16 protein-coding genes are annotated in these 16988 nt (G+C 69.6%); 11 read left to right on the top strand and 5 right to left on the bottom strand.

What is annotated here, in order from left to right; translation table 11 throughout:
- Positions 1-10 precede the first annotated feature (10 nt).
- Positions 11-811 (top strand): phytanoyl-CoA dioxygenase family protein, encoded by an 801-nt coding sequence (locus AMYAL_RS0103585; RefSeq protein ID WP_020629937.1) that lies wholly within the window; start codon positions 11-13, stop codon positions 809-811.
- On the top strand, positions 808-2292 hold the full coding sequence (locus tag AMYAL_RS0103580; protein WP_020629936.1) for an AMP-binding protein: 1485 nt from the start codon (positions 808-810) through the stop codon (positions 2290-2292). The genes AMYAL_RS0103585 and AMYAL_RS0103580 overlap by 4 nt, the downstream gene beginning before the upstream one ends.
- Before the next feature lie 63 nt (positions 2293-2355).
- Here AMYAL_RS0103580 and AMYAL_RS0103575 read toward each other — a convergent pair whose 3' ends face one another.
- A complete protein-coding gene (locus AMYAL_RS0103575; protein WP_020629935.1) occupies positions 2356-3480 on the bottom strand; it encodes a S1 family peptidase in 1125 nt (374 codons plus the stop codon).
- A gap of 397 nt (positions 3481-3877) precedes the next feature.
- Between AMYAL_RS0103575 and AMYAL_RS0103570 the strand changes: the two genes are divergently transcribed.
- The 6 genes from AMYAL_RS0103570 to AMYAL_RS0103545 all read left to right on the top strand — a co-directional run bounded on the left by AMYAL_RS0103570 (position 3878) and on the right by AMYAL_RS0103545 (position 10304).
- The gene (locus AMYAL_RS0103570) at positions 3878-4498 is read left to right on the top strand and encodes a DUF6801 domain-containing protein (protein WP_020629934.1); all 621 of its coding nucleotides are present in this window, start codon (positions 3878-3880) and stop codon (positions 4496-4498) included.
- 161 nt (positions 4499-4659) lie between these two features.
- On the top strand, positions 4660-6309 hold the full coding sequence (locus AMYAL_RS0103565) for a fatty acyl-AMP ligase (protein WP_020629933.1): 1650 nt from the start codon (positions 4660-4662) through the stop codon (positions 6307-6309).
- Positions 6302-6565 carry an acyl carrier protein gene (locus AMYAL_RS0103560; RefSeq protein WP_020629932.1) on the top strand — a complete coding sequence of 88 codons (264 nt, stop codon included), beginning with the start codon at positions 6302-6304 and terminating at the stop codon, positions 6563-6565. The genes AMYAL_RS0103565 and AMYAL_RS0103560 overlap by 8 nt, the downstream gene beginning before the upstream one ends.
- A gap of 5 nt (positions 6566-6570) precedes the next feature.
- Positions 6571-6882: a hypothetical protein gene (locus AMYAL_RS0103555; protein ID WP_020629931.1), complete on the top strand. Its 312-nt coding sequence runs from the start codon at positions 6571-6573 to the stop codon at positions 6880-6882.
- Complete coding sequence (locus AMYAL_RS50775) at positions 6882-9881, top strand: WXG100 family type VII secretion target (RefSeq protein ID WP_020629930.1); 3000 nt, start codon at positions 6882-6884, stop codon at positions 9879-9881. Before AMYAL_RS0103555 ends, AMYAL_RS50775 begins: the two co-directional genes overlap by 1 nt.
- A 21-nt stretch (positions 9882-9902) precedes the next feature.
- Entirely contained in the window at positions 9903-10304 is a 402-nt protein-coding gene (locus AMYAL_RS0103545) for a hypothetical protein (protein WP_020629929.1), read from the top strand.
- Between the two features lie 8 nt (positions 10305-10312).
- On the opposite strand, the gene AMYAL_RS0103540 is transcribed toward AMYAL_RS0103545, so the two are convergent.
- Positions 10313-11650: a GntP family permease gene (locus tag AMYAL_RS0103540; protein ID WP_020629928.1), complete on the bottom strand. Its 1338-nt coding sequence runs from the start codon at positions 11648-11650 to the stop codon at positions 10313-10315.
- A 144-nt stretch (positions 11651-11794) separates the two neighbouring features.
- Between AMYAL_RS0103540 and AMYAL_RS0103535 the strand changes: the two genes are divergently transcribed.
- Positions 11795-12673: a LysR family transcriptional regulator gene (locus AMYAL_RS0103535; RefSeq protein WP_020629927.1), complete on the top strand. Its 879-nt coding sequence runs from the start codon at positions 11795-11797 to the stop codon at positions 12671-12673.
- A 1-nt stretch (position 12674) separates the two neighbouring features.
- Here the strand turns inward: AMYAL_RS0103535 and AMYAL_RS0103530 are convergent, their stop codons facing one another.
- Complete coding sequence (locus tag AMYAL_RS0103530; protein ID WP_245192778.1) at positions 12675-13226, bottom strand: ABC transporter permease; 552 nt, start codon at positions 13224-13226, stop codon at positions 12675-12677.
- A gap of 165 nt (positions 13227-13391) precedes the next feature.
- On the opposite strand from AMYAL_RS0103530, the gene AMYAL_RS0103525 reads away from it, so the two are divergent.
- Complete coding sequence (locus AMYAL_RS0103525) at positions 13392-14444, top strand: tartrate dehydrogenase (RefSeq protein ID WP_020629925.1); 1053 nt, start codon at positions 13392-13394, stop codon at positions 14442-14444.
- Positions 14445-14465: 21 nt separating this feature from the next.
- Positions 14466-14801 (top strand): EthD domain-containing protein, encoded by a 336-nt coding sequence (locus AMYAL_RS0103520; RefSeq protein ID WP_020629924.1) that lies wholly within the window; start codon positions 14466-14468, stop codon positions 14799-14801.
- Here AMYAL_RS0103520 and AMYAL_RS0103515 read toward each other — a convergent pair whose 3' ends face one another.
- Positions 14802-15848 carry a hypothetical protein gene (locus tag AMYAL_RS0103515; protein WP_020629923.1) on the bottom strand — a complete coding sequence of 349 codons (1047 nt, stop codon included), beginning with the start codon at positions 15846-15848 and terminating at the stop codon, positions 14802-14804. It lies immediately after the preceding gene.
- Positions 15849-15962: 114 nt separating this feature from the next.
- Positions 15963-16919, bottom strand: a complete 957-nt coding sequence (locus tag AMYAL_RS0103510; protein WP_020629922.1) for a zinc-binding dehydrogenase — start codon at positions 16917-16919, stop codon at positions 15963-15965.
- Positions 16920-16988: the final 69 nt, after the last annotated feature.

Below are 16988 nucleotides of genomic sequence, written 5' to 3'. Positions count from 1 at the left end.
TAACCGAGCCATGCTCACGGAAAGTCAGATAGCGGAATACCGGTCCGAAGGGTTCCTGCTCCTCGAAGACGTTTTCGACGACGGCGACATCGCCGCCTTGCGCCGCGAGGTGTCCGATCTCTACGCGACCGAGCATCCGGGGCGCATCTTCGAAGAGGACGGGACCACGGTGCGCGGCATCCACGGCTGCCACACCACGGGCCCGCTGTTCTCCCGGCTGGTGCGGTTGCCCGAGCTGCTGGCGGCGGCGGAGGAGCTGCTGGAGAGCAAGGTCCACGTGTTCCAGTGCAAGGTCAACGCCAAGCGGGCGCTGCGCGGGGAGGTCTGGCAGTGGCACCAGGACTACAGCGTCTGGGGGCAGAAGGACGGGATGCCGGAGCCGCGGGCGGTCAACGTCGCGCTGTTGCTGGACGACGCGACCGAGCACAATGGACCGTTGCTGGTCGTGCCCGGTTCGCATCGCGACGGTGAGATCTCCAGCTGGCGCCCTGAATCCGAAGCCACTTCGCAGTGGGAGGCCGATCTGTCGGCGAAGCTGAAGTTCGCGCTGGATTCCGAGCAGATGGCCAAGGTGACCGCCGGTTCGGAGATCCGGTCCGTCGTCGGCCGCGCCGGGAGCCTGCTGTTCTTCCACCCCTGCATCGCGCACGGCTCCGGCGCGAACATGTCGCCCAGCGACCGGACCATGGCTTTCGTCAGCTACAACAGTGTCGACAACGAACTGCGCGAAGTGCCCAGCCCGCGGCCGGAATTCGTGGCGTCTCGTGACTACCGGCCCCTGGAGCCGGTCGACGGAGGCCTGATCGCATGAGTGCCCCGCTGATCCGATCGCTGATCGAGGCCATCGCCCGGAATCCGGAAGCCGTCGCGGTCGTCGACGACGGCGTGTCCCACACCTACCGCGAACTCGCCGAGCTGTCGGCCGAGATCGCGGGCGGGCTCGCCGAACGCGGTGTCGGCCCCGGTGACGTCGTCGACGTGCACGGGACCCGTTCGTGGAACCGGTGCGCGGTGGTACTGGGCGTATGGCGCGTCGGAGCGGGCGTGCTGTCCATCGATCCGGCCATGCCGCCCGCCTGGACCGGGAAACTGGTGAGCGGCGCGGGCTGCGCGATGATCCTGCGGGACGGGGACTGCGCGCCGGTCGGGGCGGGTATCCCCGAGCACACGTTCGCCTCGATCCGGGGAGCGAAACGGGACGAGGTCGCGACCGGTCCGGTCTGCTACGTCATTCCTACCTCGGGGTCGACAGGCGAGCCCAAGGCGGTCGCGGTGCCGCCGGTCGTCCTGGCGGACCTGGGGCACTGGCACCTGCGGCGGTGGAGCCACGACCGGCCGCCGAACACCCTGCACATGTCGTCCATCGGTTTCGACATGGTGTACGAGGACATGGTGGCGACCTGGCTCGCCGGCGCGACCCTGATCGTGGTGAACGATCACGACAGGCTGGACCCGTTCACCCTGCTCGACATCATCCGCGAGCACGACGCCGCCCGGCTCTTCCAGCCGGTGGTGGGGCTGCACGGACTGGCGACGGCCGCGTGCGTCGCCGGGGAGAAGACACCGAGCCTGCGGGAGATCTCGGTGGCGGGCGAACAGCTCGTGATCAACGACGAGGTGCGGAAGTTCTGCGCCGACGGTGCGCTCACGCTGGTGAACCAGTACGGGCCCAGCGAAACGCACGTGGTCACCCAGTACCGGCTGACCGGTGACGTCACGAACTGGCCCGACCGGCCGCCCATCGGCACCGCGGTCGTCGACGCGGAGCTGCTGTGCCATGTGGACGGTCAGCTGCGCCCGTTCGCTCCCGGCGAGACCCGCGAACTCATCATCGCGGGGAACTGTGTCGGGATCGGGTATTTCGGCGACGACGAGCTCACCGCGGAGAAGTTCCGGAAGGTCGGCCACCGCGACGGCGGGACGCGCCGCTGCTACTTCAGCGGCGACCTGGTCCGCTTCGACGGCTCCCGGTTCCATTTCCTGTCCAGGCTCGACGACCAGCTCAAGGTGAACGGCTACCGGGTCGAGCCGGGTGAGGTGGAAGCGGTGCTCGCCGGGGTCGCCGGGGTCCGCCGGGCGGCGGTCGTCGGGGTCAAGGCCGGCGCCTCCACCCAGCTGGTGGCGTTCTACACCAGCGTGACCGGCTCTGTCGTCGATCAGGACGAGCTGGCCCGCGCGTGTGCCTCCGGGCTGCCCCGGTTCATGGTGCCGAAGCAGTTCACCGAACTCGACGCCCTGCCTTCGACGCGGAACGGGAAGATCGACCGGGCGAAGCTGCGGGCGATGTTCTGAAAGTCCGTGAAGGCCTCCTTCCCTACCCTGAGAGTAGGGAAGGAGGCCTTCACGGACTTCGGTCTACGCGGTGACGAGGGACAGGCCGTAGCGCTGCAGGATCTCGTTCACCGGCTGGAACCAGGTCTCGCCGCCGGAACCGCAGTTCCCCCAGCCGCCGGAGGTGACCCCCTGCGCCTGGTCACCGGTGATGAAGGAACCCCCGGAGTCGCCGGGTTCCGCGCAGACGTTGGTGCGGGTCATCTGGTGCACCGCGCCCTGCGAGTAGTTGATCGTCTCGTTCTGCCCCAGCACGGTGCCGCAGTGCCAGTGCGTCGTCGAACCGGACCGGCACACCGAGGTGCCGACGGGCGCGACCCACGATCCCCGGACCAGCGCGTCGCTCACCGTGCCCCAGCCGAGGACGACCGGCGCGGTCCACCAGCCGTTGCCGATCCGGATGAACGAGTAGTCGTTGTCGGGGAAGGAAGAACCGGCGAAGCTGCCCATGGCCGAGCCGTCCCAGCCGACGACGGAGCTGCCCGTGCCGCCGCAGTGCCCCGCGCTGACGAAGCCGCCCTGCACGGAGAACCCGATCGAACAGCGGGTGTTCCCGTTGATGTAGTACGGGTCGCCGCCGACGGTGCCCGCCGCGAACGGTTCGGCCTTCGGCGCGGTGACCACGGTGACCGGACCGGCTTTCCGTGCCGTGGCGAGGAAGGCGTCGACATCGGCGCCCTGGGCGCCGGGCCGCAAGGCGACCTCGACACTGCCGCTGCGCGGGTCGGCACGCCAGCCGCTGACGGCGGCGGGTGCGGGGTGGCGCTTGGCCGACAAGTCGATTTCGGCCTTCGCCGCGTCGAGCGCGGCGGAGCTGATCGTGGCCGAGGTGGGCTCGGCACCGGCCTGGCGGACGGCGGAAGCCGCGGCGGGATCGGTGACGCCGACGACGAGTTTGCCGCGCGCCGGATCGAACCAGGCACCGCCGAACGCCGCACCGGCGGCCTGCTGCGCCGCGGGCAGCACGCGAGAGGCGGTCATTTCCTGGGCGAGCCTGGTCGAGGCCTGTGCGGCGGTGAGCCCCAGGTCCCGCTGCAGGGCGGCGAGCAGTCCGGGGGAAGCCTGCGCGACCGGGGCGAGGGCGGCGGAAGCGAGACTCGCGGTCAGGACGGCGGCTCCGCCGAGTGCCAGGGCGATTCTTCGACGCATGGTGACTCCTCCAAGGCCGGGGGAAAGAAACACACTGCCCGTCGAGTGTGCGGCCAAAGGTTCGGAGATGGCGAGAATTGTCCGGTCTTCTGTCCGAAATTAACAAGAGTAAACGACTTCGAACGATGTGGCCGGGCGGGCAGGGCTCCGCTCTCACGGCCGCCGCTTCCGATCAGGGTGCCCGGCGACACCGACGGCGCCGGGCGCGGCCACACTCGATTCCTGGACCTGGTAATAACGGGATCGTGAAATCGTCTCCGAATGACAAGAAAAATGGGGGCAAGAACGCCTGAATCGATACGAGCGCGTTGGTGTGTTGTTGACCGGTTCCGGGCGTCGTAACGTTTTCCCGGATTTCGTCATTCTTTCTCCCCGAATTCCCGACCGGAGGATTTCCATGACGCGTTTCTCTTCCCTGAGACCCCTTGCCCGGATCGCGACCGCGCTCGTCCTCGCCGGAGCCGCCGTCACCCTGCCCTCGGGTGTCGCCTCCGCCGCCCCCGCCGCCGGGCCGGTGACCAAGAACCTGACTTTCACCTGCGAAATGCCGCTCATCGGCGCACGTCAGGTCACCGCCGCGGTGACCGCGACCTTTCCCGAGGCGGTGGCCGTCGGTACCCCGATCGACGTCACCGGCTTTTCCGTGGCCGTCTCCCTCGACGGGGACATCGTCTCCGCACTGAACCTGATCGGCGCCGCGACGATCGACGGGACCGCGTCGGCGAACGTCGGCGTCGATTACAACGGCACCGAACTCGGTGTCACGCTCAACGGCCTGGGTTTCCCGGTGACCGCCGTACCGCAGGACGGGCCGCTGGGGATCGTCATCACCGGTCCGATCCCAGGGCTCACCGTGAAGAAACCGGGGTCGATCGTGTTCACCGTTGGCGGCGGTTTCACCGGGAAGGTCACGCCGAAGCGGGCGGACGGGACGCCGACGGATCTCGGCACCTTCGACCTGCCGTGCGGCATGGACCCCGGCCAGGACGCTTCCCTCGCCACCGTCACCGTGAACTGACCCCTCCCTCCCGAGCGCAAGTCCGTGAAGGCCTCCTTGAGGGCGGCGGCGGGGGCATGGATGGACCTTCGAGGAGGCCTTCACGGACCCCCGAACGCACCGGCGGCCGAGCACGCTTCCCGGTCGGGCAAGCGCCCCGACGTTCCAGTAGGTTGCGGGACATGACCGCGTCGCCGGTGGATGTTCCGGAGCAGGTGCTGCGCACCTCGATCGTCGAGCGGTTGTTCGCTCGCGAGACCGACCAGCGACCGCTGTTCACGCATCAGGATCACAGCGCCGGGGTGGACGACACGGTCACCTGGGCGGACTTCGCCTCGAGGGTGCGGGTGGTCGCGGGAGCGCTGCGAGAGGTCACGCGACCGGGTGATCGTGCCGCCGTGCTCACCGGCCAGGACCTGAACTACCCCCTGGCGTTCTTCGGCGCGCTCGCCGCCGGGCTCGTGGCCGTGCCGTTGATGGCGCCGGGCAGCGCCGCCCAGCGAGCCAGGCTCACCGGAGTGCTGGCGGACTGCGGCGCGCGGGTCTGGCTGACCTCCTCGGCCGCCGCCGCGAAAGTCCGTGAAGCCGGGGCGCCCGAACACCTGATCCTGGTCGACGAACTCTCCGGGCCGGGCGCCGAGCCGCTCCCCGTCACCCCCGAGAGCCCCGCGTACCTCCAGTACACGTCCGGGTCGACGCGGGAGCCCGCCGGTGCGGTGATCCCGCACCGGGCGGTCGCCGCCGCCTGCTGGCAGGCGAGCCGGGCCTACGCCGTCGACGAGGGCACCACCTGTGCCGGCTGGATCCCGTTCTTCCACGACATGGGCCTGATCCAGCTTCTCTGCCTGCCGGTCCACGCCGGCGCGCGGTCGGTGTTCATGTCGCCCGCCGAGTTCGTCCGGCGGCCCGCGAGGTGGCTGCGTCAGCTCGCCGATCACCCGGCCGTGTTCACTGCCGCGCCGAACTTCGCGTTCGACCTGGCCGCGGACGCCGCCGACGAGGTGGGGGACGACCTCGATCTCTCCGACGTGCGGGTCGCGCTCAATGGCGCCGAACCGGTCCAGCCGCGCACGGTCGCGCGGTTCCATGAGGCTTTCGGCCCGCGCGGCTTCCGGCCCGAAGCCCACCGCCCGTCCTACGGCCTGGCCGAGGCCACCGTGTACGTCGCGAGCGCCGGGGAAGAAGGACCGCGAGGCGCGGTGTTCGACCGGGAAGCCCTCGCGCAGGGCCGCGCGATCGAAGTCCCCGATGGTCAGGGGCTCGTCTCGGTCGGCCGTCCCCTCGGGCAGCGGGTCCGGATCGTCCGCGACGGGGTCGCGCGACCCGACGGCCTGACCGGGGAGATCTGGATCCACGGACCGAACGTCGCCGACGGCTACTGGGGTCGCGGCGACGCCACCGCGTTCGAAGGAGAACTCGACGGTGTCGGCGGCTGGCTCCGCACCGGCGACCTCGGCGTGTTCCATCGCGGTGACCTTTACATCACCGGCAGGCTCAAGGATCTCATCGTCATCGACGGCCGCAACTTCCATCCGCAGGACATCGAGGCGGTGGCGGGCGAAGCGCATCCGGCGATCCGCCGCGATCGCGTCGCCGCATTCGGCGTGTCGGACGAAATGGGTGAAGGGGCGATGTTGGTAGCCGAATGGGCAAAGAATGCCGAAGCGGATGTCAAAGAAGTCACCAGAGTGGTATTGCGGGCGGTGTCACGTGAACATGATCTGACGTTGCGATCGGTCCGTCTGGTTCCCTCTGGTGACCTTCCGCGCACTTCCAGTGGCAAGGTGGCGCGAGCGGCCGCGAAGGCGCGTTATAGTCGGCCCCGTGGGTGATCACCGCGCGCAGGTCGTGAAGGTCGTCAGTGAGATTTTCCGGCTTGATCCCGCCGAAATCGAGTTCGACGCACCGCTCGAAGAGCTGGGCATCGACTCCAAAGGACGCATAAAACTCCTGTCGGCGCTGGAGATCTACCACGATGTGAGGATTGATCTGGACCAGCTGGACCGGTTCATCGACATCGGGTCGGTGGCGGAAGTGCTCGAAGAGGCACTCGACGGTAAGGCCGACGGATCCGACGAAAGGCGCTGAGAAGAATGAGCGGGGGCTTCACCGCGGCGACCGATGCGCTTTCATCGGCGTCGAAGGACATCGGAAAGCTGACGGAGCAGTTGCTCGAAGACAATCCCGATCTGTCGAGCACTCCCGTGAACGCTGCGGGCTTCGGCCAGGCGCACGGCGACCACTCGAAGAAATACACCGACGGTGTCGCCGCGTTGTGGGCCTCGGTCCAGGGGTACAGCACCACGCTCGGCTCGTTCGGCACGAACCTCGCCACCGCGGGTTCCGCCTACGGCGCCAATGAGAACGAGCAGAAGAACAAGATCACCAAGACGGGGATGCGCTAGTGGCCGACGAACTCACCTGGACCGACGTCAAGGCCCTCCTCGACAACCCGAGCGTGCCGCCCGCCAACAAGACCGCGCTCATCGGCTCGTGGATCAAGACCCATCCGGCGCCCCCTCCTTGGAGCGGGATCGACGAGCCGGAGGACATCAAAGCGAAGCGCAAGGAAGCCGCGAAGTACGCGGAGACCTACAACGCTCTTCCCTTCCTGCCCTACGGCGACGACACCAAGAAGATCTACGAGGGCGCGAAGAACGCCGGCGATCAGGCCAGCTTCACCCAGAAGGAAGAGACGAAGGCCGTCAACGACGGCGACAAGAAGCTGGACGGCACGAAGGAACCCACGCCGGAAGGCGGCGGGACCAAGACGTCGGACGAGATCTTCGACGCCGCCATGCCCGCGCTCAAGGTCTTCCAGACCTTCGGTTCGCTGCTGGCGAAGCTCCCGGAGGACTGCCGGGGGACCAGCCGCGCGCTCGACTTCGAGAAGGACATCAAGAAGCCGTTCGACGAGCAGCGCGGCATCAGCTTCAAGAACTTCGTCGACGACGCCGCGCACTTCAAGACGGGGTCGAAGACGGTCGAGAAGGCCATCGACGACACCGGGTCCCAGCTGAACACCCTTTACGGGACCTGGACCGGGCAAGCCGCGGACGCGTCGTCGACCAACTACAACGAGAAGATCCTTCCCAAGGCCAAGAAACTCTCCCAGACGCTGAACACCGCGAGCGAAGCGACGCTGCACACCACCACCGCGGTGTTCAAGCTCTGCAAGGAGAAGGCCGACCAGGTCGTCAAGGGGTACAAGGAGATCGTCGGCAAGGCCGACTATCCGATGGCGCAGAAGGTCGTCGCCATCGCCGCCGGTGAGAAGAGCGGCAAGGAGGACCTCGGCGCGATCGCGGGCTGGATGGACGCCAACTTCGGCTCCAACCTCGTCCAGCAGCTGAACAACGACGGCTGCTGCGACGACGACGAGTTCAAGAAGGCGGGCCAGAACCTCGCCAAGCAGTGGATCCAGCGGCAGTTCATCCCCGAGATGTGGACCGTCATCTACCTGGGCTTCGAGAAGAACTGCAAGGAAACCAAGGACTTCGTCAACCAGGCCTACGACGAGCTCGACAAGGTCATGGGCAAGGTCAAGAACGAGTTCCAGGGCGCGGGCGCGGGCGGAAACGGCGGGGCAGGCGGCACGGGCGGTGGACCCGGCGGCTCGGGTACCGGCGGTGGCCCCGGTGGCCAGGGGCCTGGCGGCCAAGGCACCGGCGGTCAGGGCACCGGCGGGCAAGGTGGCGGCCAGGGCGGCGGGTACGGCGGCGGCTCGGGTACCGGCGGCCCTGGTGGCGGTTCGGGTGATGGCACCGGTCCGTCGGGCCAGCAGAAGCCCCCGCCGGTCCCGGACGTGAACATTCCCGAGGGCGGCACGGGTGGCGGCTCGGGCGCTGGTGGCTCCGGTACGGGCGGCGGCTCCGGTACGGGGGGCTCCGGCTCCGGCGGTGGCACCGGTTCGTCGGGTGACTACAAGCCCGCGCCGGTCCCGGTCCCGGACGTGAAGATCCCCGAGGGCGGCTCCGGTGGCGGCCCGGACCCGAGCAAGGACCAGACCTCGCCTTCGGGCTCGGCTCCGCCGCCGTCGTCTTCCGGCGACGAGCAGAAGGCCGCGGCCGAAGAGGCGAAGAAGCAGGCCGCGGCGGCTGCCGAGAACGCGAAGAAGCAGGCGTCGGAAGCGCTGAACAAGATGGGTGACGTTCCCACCGGCGGCGATCTCGGTGGTGGCGGCTCGGGTGGTTCGGGTTCCGGTCCGGGCGGCGGAACCGGTGGCAGCACGGATGCCGCCGCCGAAGCCAAGGCAGCGGCCGAAAAGGCCGCTGAAGACGCGAAGAAGCAGGCGTCCGAAGCGCTGGACAAGATGGGCGACGCCCCCGGCGGTGGCACGGGCGACACCGATTCCAAGGACTCCGACTCCAAGGAAGCCGCGGAAGAGGCCAAGAAGAAGGCCTCGGAGGCACTGGACAAGCTCGACGACGAGCTGCCCGGTGAGGGCGGCGACAAGCTGACCGGTGACAAACCCGGTGAAGACGGTGACAAGGACAAGACCGAGGACGGCGAGCGCGAAACCCTCAAGGTCAAGCAGGGTGACAAGACCTTCGAGATGACCGAGCCGAACAAAGACGGCGAAATGGAGATCAAGGTCGGCGACGGTTCCGGGCCTGCCAAGGACTTCAAACTCGACTGGACCGACGACGAGTCCAAGATGGGCTCGATTCCCGGCGCGGACGACGGGAAACCGGGCGATGACGTCCACCGCCCCGGCCCGGACGGCAAGATCCACTTCCAGGACGGCGATACGAAGATCACCGCCGAACGTCCCGACGGCCCGTCCGGGCCGACGGTCGTCACCGTCGACGACGGCACCGGAAAGCCGACCACGTACACCCTCGGCGAGGACAAGGATCCCTCGGACACACACAAGCCCTTGCACGAGGCCAAGCCCGTCACCGGGACGACGCAGCCCGAACCCCGTCCGGCGTTCACCCCACATCACGGTGGCGGCGGAACCGTTCCCGACGGTCTCAGCGGAAGCCCCATCAGCGGCGGCGACATCAGCGGCGGTGACGTCGGCGGTGGCGGTGGCGGCGCCCACGGCGTCGGCGGTTCGGCGATTCCGGCCCCGTTCGAAACCGCGACCCCGTCGACGGGCCAGCCGCTGACCGAAGGCGTGCACACCGGCGGCGGGACACATCAGCCGCAGCCCGTGGCCGCGGGTGCCCCGTCCGCCCCGATGAGCGGATCGACCGGTCAGTCGTTCGGTGGCGGCGCGATGCCGCCGATGGGCGGCATGGGCGGCGGTGGCCAGGGCGGCGGCGGTGGTGACCAGGAACGGACCAACCGCGCGTACCGGATCGAGGGCGAGGTGTTCGACCAGATCAACGAACCCACCGGGCGTATCACCGGCTCGCTGCTGGACGATGAGGATCAGTCGTCCATCCGCAGGCGGTAATCCGAGGCAGGGGAGAAACAGATGAGCGCCGATGAAACCTCCGCGATGAAGGCGACCCTGGACGGTCTGGTCCGCGAGCAGTCGGAGCGCCGGGTCCTGCGGGACCAGAAGGCCGACGAAATCAAGGCAAGCTCGCAGGAGTTCATGACCAAGCAGGTCCAGACCGCCCAGCGCTATGTCGAGCATCGGCGTGAACTGGGGGAGCGGAAGACGAAGTCCGGCTGGAGCACCGACCGGTCGCACGCGCAGCCGGGGAACGCGTCGGCGTTCGACGACGCCCCCGCTTTCGAGGACCCGGCGGCTCCGTTCGCTTCGGAGCCGCCGGCCCGTGCGGGCCGGGACACCCCCCGGCGCGCTCCTCGCCGTCCGGTACCGGCGGACGACGAGGACGACGCCTTCCTCAACAACCGTTGGCGTGAGTGACTTCGCGGTCAGACGACGAGGCCGAGCAGCAGCACGATCGGGAGCGAGATCACCGAAGCCAGCGACATGGCGACGGTGTGGGTCTTGAACGTGCCCCGCGTGCTCAGCCCGAGCAGTGACTGGAACATCCAGAAGAAGTTGCTGCTGACGTGCGGGAGGAACAGCGCGCCCGAGCAGGCGGCGAGGGCGACCAGCACCACCGGGACACCGAGCGATCCCGCGATCGGCGCGAGGATGCCCGCCGCGGTGATCGCGGAGATCGAGATGGACCCCATCGCGATGTGCAGGACGGCGGCGATCAGCCAGACGAGCACCAGCGGCGGCAGGAAACCCGTGCCGAACGAGCTCGCCAGCACGTCGCGCAGTCCCGATCTGCCGATCACCTCGGCGACCGAGCCGGAAAGCCCGGACAGCACGAGAATGGGCCCGGCCAGCGCCAGTGCCTTGCCGACGGCCGCGTCGACCTCGTGCCGGGGCAGGACGCGCCGGGCCAGCAGATGCGCGAGCCCGGCGCCGATCGCCATGGCGATCGGCGGCTCGGTCGGCAGCGAGACCGGCCCCAGCGGGAAACGGAAGGCGACGGCGAGCGCGCCGAGGGCGATCAGCGCGAGCGTCAGCAGCACCGGGGAGATCGACAGCGACAGTGGCAGCCGCCGCGCGCCAGTTGCGGTGGAGACGGTCTCGGCGGCGCGTCCGGTCTCCAGTTCGTCGGTGGCCGGATCCCAGCGGAGCGTCCGCCGCAAGAGGACGGTGAAGACCAGCGTGGTCAGCACGGCGGTGGGGAGACCGACCGCGAGCCCGAACAGGAACATCTCGCCGAGCGGCACGCGAAGCAGGCCCGCGACGGCGAGAGCGGCCACCCCCGGCACGACGAACACCAGCCCGACCTCGATCCCCGCGGTCAGCGCGCCGCCCATTAGCGCGACACCCCGCGGGCCCAGCCGGACGCCGAGACGCCGGGCCAGCGGCGCGGTGAGCACCAGGACCACGTCCGAATAGATCGACGTGAACAAGGTGGACAGGGAGACCGCGAACACCATCGGCACGCGCTTCTCCCCGAAGACGCCCAGCAGCCGTTCCAGGACACGGTGCAGGGTGTCCGTGGCGGTGAGCAGCGAGCCGATGACGACGCCGAAGGTGATGAGCAGGCCGATCTCGGCCATCACGTCGCCGAATCCGGCGGCGAGCGCTTCGGTCGTGCCGCCCGCTCCGAGGCCGGTGGCCAGCCCCAGATAGGTGGCGCCGATCAGCAGGCCGAAGATCGGGGGCGTCTTGAGCCGGGTGATCAGCACGACGACGCCCACGATGGCGATACCGGTGTGGGCAAGGAGCCAGGCATCGGACACGGTGCCCTCCTCGGGCTCGCGGCGGGCCGGCGCCGCTGCCGTCCCTCGTAGCGACCCAGTAAGCCCTTCGGGCGGGTCGCCGGTCCAAGACCGGGTTGCTGGCAAGGTGATAGGCCCCGGCTATCGACCATGAGGAGGTGCGGTGTGGATGCTCGTCAGCTGAGGTACTTCCTGGCCGTCGTCGACGCCGGAAGCGTCCACAAGGCCGCGGAGCTGCTTTTCGTCGCCCAGCCGTCGGTCTCCCAGTCCTTGCGGGCGCTCGAGCGGGACCTGGGGAGCCTTCTGTTCCACCGGACCGGCCGCCGTCTGGTGCTGACGGCGGCCGGTCACGCTCTCGTGGCGCCCGCGCGGGAGGTCCTGCGCGGGCTGGACCTCGCCCGTGCGACGGTGGAGTCGGTCGACGGTCTCCTCGGCGGGGAGCTGGTCATCGCCTCGATGCCGTCGCAGTCGGTCAGCCCGCTCACGGACCTGATCGCCGCCTTCGCCGCCGCCAACCCGCTCGTGCGGATCTCCGTCCGCGCGGCGAGCACCCCCGCCGACGTGGGGAGGACGCTCACGACCGGTGACGCCGAGCTCGGCATCGTGGCGGCCTCCCCGACGGCCCCGCCGCTGCCCGGCTTGGACGCCCTGCACCTGGAGACGCAGCGTTTCGCCGTACTGGGCCGCGACGAGGCGGCGCTGCCCGCCGCGGATCCGGTGCGCCCCGCCGATCTCGCCGGTGCCGCGCTCATCGTCGGCCAGCAGGGCACGGGAATGCGTGCCGTGGCCGACGCCGTACTCGGTCAAGCACCCGGCAGCCGGTTCGCGGTCGAGGTCGAACATCGGGAAGCCGTCCTGCCACTCGTTCTCGCCGGGGTCGGTATCGCGGTGGTCAGCGACTCCTGGCGAGCACTGGCGAAAGCCGCGGGTGCCGCCGTGCGGGCGCTCGACTGTCCCGATTCCCTGGTGGTGTCCCTGGTGTCCAGGCCGGGACGGCTGAGCCCCGCCGCGGCGGCCTTCCGCGGTTTGGCGGAGCAGGACTGATTCAGGCGTCTCGTTTGCCGATGGCGGTGAGCCCGGCGTAGATCGCCGCGATCACCCAGACGGCCATCGCGATGAGCGCGCCGAGCGGGGACAGGACGATTTCGGTCGCCCCGCCGCCGAGCTGGCCTGCCAGTTCCGAGGGCAGCACCGAGGCGATCCGGCCGCCCCACGGTTCGGGCAGCAGCATCCGCGGGGCCATCGGGAGGGCGAACAGCAGGACCGCCATCGTGACCAGTGTCCCGGCGGTCGACTTGATCATCGTCGCGAGGCCCAGCGCGATCAGCGCGACGACCATCATGAGCAGGCCCTCGGCGAGGATCGCGGGAAGCCCGGTGTCCACAGTGGTCAGCGAGCCGATCGGCCGGTCGCCGATCAGCAGCCTGCTCACGGAAAACGTCGCCACGGCGATCGTTTCACCCGCGATCAGTGTGCTCGCCGCGACGAGGACGACCTTGCCCAGCAAGAGTTTCCGTCGGACGGGAACGGCGACGAGGCTGGTGCGGATCATCCCGGTGGAGTACTCGGCCGTCGCGGTGAGGATGCCGAACGTCATCAGGCACAGCCGCACGACGGTGAGGACGGACGTCCCGTCGCCGAGGCCGCCGAAATGGGAGCGTTCGTCCGGGGAAGTCCGACCAGGGGTTGATAGGCGCAGCCTTTCAGTGCGGCAAGAACTGGGTCTTGGACGTACCGGCCCGGCTCGACGTCCACTGGACCCATGACCAGCTACCGCATCGCGCTCATCCCCGGCGACGGCATCGGCACCGAGGTGCTGCCCCCGGCCCAGGCCGTGCTCGCCGCCGTCGGCAGGCGGCACGGGATCGCCTTCACCTACGACTCCTTCGACTGGTCCTGCGAGCGCTACCTCGCCGAGGGCGCGATGATGCCGTCCGACGGTCTCGACCGGATCCGGCGGCACGACGCCGTGCTGCTGGGCGCGGTCGGCTGGCCGGGCGTGCCGGACCACGTTTCGCTGTGGGGGCTGCTGATCCCGATCCGGCGCGGCTTCCGGCAGTACGTCAACCTGCGGCCGGTCAAAGTGCTCGACGGGGTGCCGAGCCCGCTGCGTGCCGCCGGGGACGTCGACCTCGTCGTGGTCCGGGAGAACGTCGAGGGCGAGTACTCCGAGATCGGCGGGCGGCTCGGCCGGGGCACCGAAGACGAACTGGCCGTGCAGGAGGCGGTGTTCACCCGCAAGGGAGTGAGCCGCGTCGTCGAGTACGCCTACACGCTGGCCGGGACCCGCGGCAAACACGTGACTTCGGCGACGAAGAGCAACGGTATCGTCCACACGATGCCGTTCTGGGACGAACTGGTGGAAGAGGTCGCGGCACGGCACCAGAACGTGCGCACCGACAAGGAGCACATCGACGCGCTCGCCGCCAAACTCGTCCTGGCGCCGGAACGGTTCGACGTGATCGTCGGCTCCAACCTCTTCGGCGACATTCTCAGCGACCTGGCCGCCGCGGTGGCCGGGAGCATCGGTGTCGCCCCGGCGGCGAACCTCAACCCCGAGCGCGAATTCCCCTCGATGTTCGAGCCGGTGCACGGCTCCGCCCCCGACATCGCCGGGCAGGGCAAGGCCAACCCGCTGGGCGCGCTGTGGTCCGCGGCCATGATGCTCGACCACTTGGGACATCCCGAGGCGAGCGAGGATCTGCTGGCCGCCGCTTTCGGCGCGCTGGCCGACGGCATCAGTACTGTCGATCTCGGCGGAACGGCCGACACCGCCCGGTACACGCACGCGGTGCTGGACCGGGTGGGCCGCTGACGCGACAGAAGGAGCACGACCGTGATCACCACCATCGCCCTGCTCAAGGCCCGCGAGGGGCTCAGCCGGGACGAGTTCGTCGACTACTACGAGAACCGGCACGTGCCGCTCATCCTCGGCCTCGCACCGTCGCCCGCGCTCTACACCCGCAACTATCTGCCGGAGATCGGGGCACGCGGTTTCCCGGCCGACTTCGACGTGATCACGCACATGAAGTTCGCCGACGAGGGCACCCGCGGCGCCTGGCTCGCGCTCGTGCTCGCCGAGGGTTCCGGGGTCGCCGAGGACGAAGCCCGGTTCCTCGACCGCTCCCGGACCCGGTCGTGGACGGTCGAGGAACACTCGGGCTCACGCTGATCACGAGCGGTGCCAAGCGATCCCGCGATAAGTGGAGCTGTCCTTGTCGAAGCCGTAGCCGATGATGACGGCGCCGCTCGCGGTGATGTGCTGGGCCATGATCGCGGTGAGACCGCGTGGCGACGGCAGCGGGAACGGCGTCGCGTCCGCGTCCCAGCGGACCGGCCGCACCGCTCCCCGGCTCACGGACTCGCCGACGACCGTCCCGGCTTCGTCGATGTCGTAACACGTACTGCCGATGTCCGAAGGCAGCGGCGGGAGCACGGTGTGCCGCCCGTCGCGATCCCAGCGGGCGCAGGTGCCGAGCCGGTCCGGGGTCACGCCCCAGCCGATCGTGACCCCGTGTTCGGTGATCCGGACGACCTGCCCGGCGGAGAACTCCTGGTCGCCGGTGAGCAGGACGGTGCCCCCGTCACGGTTCCACACGACCCCGTCGCCGAGGATGGCGCCGGAGTCGGTGATCCCGCAGGCCGTCGCGCGGCGGGGCGGGGGCAGTTTGCTGATCTTGCCCGACGGGCTCCAGCGCACCGCTGTCCGGCCACCCGTGCCGTTCTTGGCCGAGCCGACGACCTCGTCCAGTCCGTTCAGGTCGTGGCCCTGGGTCTCGCCGCCGGACAGGGCGCCGAGTTCCACCGCCTCGCCGCCGGGCTCCCAGCGCAGCGCCCGCCAGCGGTAACCCGGCCGCATCGCGTTCCCCAGCACCGAGCCACGTTCGTTCACCCGGCACGTCGTGCCCGAGATCATGCCGAGCGGGAGTTCGAGCGCGTGCACCCGGCCGTCGGGCCGCCAGCAGACGGGCCGGAGATGCTCGCCGGTGTAGAGCGCGCCCGCGATGACGCCGTCGGCGTTGGCGCTGACGGCGCGGCCGCCGGAACAGCCGTCGAGGACCGGCAAGGGAGCGGGACTCCCGTCGGGATCCCAGCGCACCGGCCGTGAACCCGACTCGCCGACGATCATCCCGGCGTCGTTCACGCAGTAGGCGCTGGTTCCCTCCCCGGCGGCGAGCGGTCGCAGGTCGACCGCCGTGAAACCGGGTCCCTCGGGCATCGGCGCCGCCTTCGGTCTGGACGGTTCAGGCACGAGTGGGCAGCCTAGTGCGCGGGCGCACGCAATGGGGGAAAGTGCACTGACCGGGTGACGCGACCTCCACAAAGGACCTGGCTACGGGGTCAGCACGATCCGGCCGAACACCTCGCCGTCGTCCATCTTCCGGTGCGCCGACACGGCTTTCTCCAACGGCAGCAGTTCGTGCACCACCGCACGCAGTTCGCCGTGTGCCGCCGCGTCGAATTGCGCCGCGGTCACTGCCCGCCGATCCGGTTCGGGGATCGAGTCCGCGCTGAAGGCCGCGACCGACAGCGATTCGCGGAACCTCGCCAGCAGCTTCGCGCCGAAGTCCGCCGGTGGCATGCCCGCGATCACGCCGACGGTCACCAGTCGGCCGTTCGGTGCGAGCCTGTCGAAGAAGGAGGGCATGTCCACACCGGACACGATGTCGATGATCACGTCATACCCGGCGGGACCGTCCCCTTCGCCGGAGCGGTCGAGGACGTGGGTCGCGCCCAGTCCGCGCAGGCGTTCGCCACGTTCGGCCGAGGACGTCGTGACCGCCACCGCGCTCGCGCCGCCTGCCGCCGCGAGCTGCACCGTCATGATCCCGATACTGCCCGCCGCTCCGCGCACGAGCACCGACTCGCCTGCCGCGAAACGGGCGCGGGCGAGCGCGAAATGGGCAACCATGCCGGAAGTCCCGAGCGCGACCGCCGCGTCGGCGGGCAGATTTTCGGGCAGGGGAACGACCTTATCGACCGGGAGGGCCGTCTGCTCGACGTAACCGCCGCCCTCACCGGTGAACGCCCAGACGCGCCGCCCGACCCAGGACGGATCGACGTCGTCACCGACCGCGGTGACGGTGCCCGCCACCTCGTTGCCGGGGATGAACCCTTCCTGGAAACCGAAGCCGGCGAGGACCCCGCTCCGGACCACGGTGTCGACACCGCCGACGCCGATCGCTTCCACGCCGATCAGCACCTCGCCCGCGGCGGGAACGGGGGAAGGGAGGTCGATGACGGCCAGGCCCTCGGGGGCCCCGAACTTCCGGATCTCGACTGCTCGCATGCTCTGTCTCCTCGGTCTTCGATCACTGGCAGGCGGACGCTAACGGACGCCCCCGTCCGTTTTGGCTAA

Origin of the sequence: Amycolatopsis alba DSM 44262, from assembly GCF_000384215.1 — a bacterium.
GTDB classification, from domain to species: domain Bacteria; phylum Actinomycetota; class Actinomycetes; order Mycobacteriales; family Pseudonocardiaceae; genus Amycolatopsis; species Amycolatopsis alba.
This window is presented reverse-complemented; position numbering and strand designations above follow the sequence as displayed.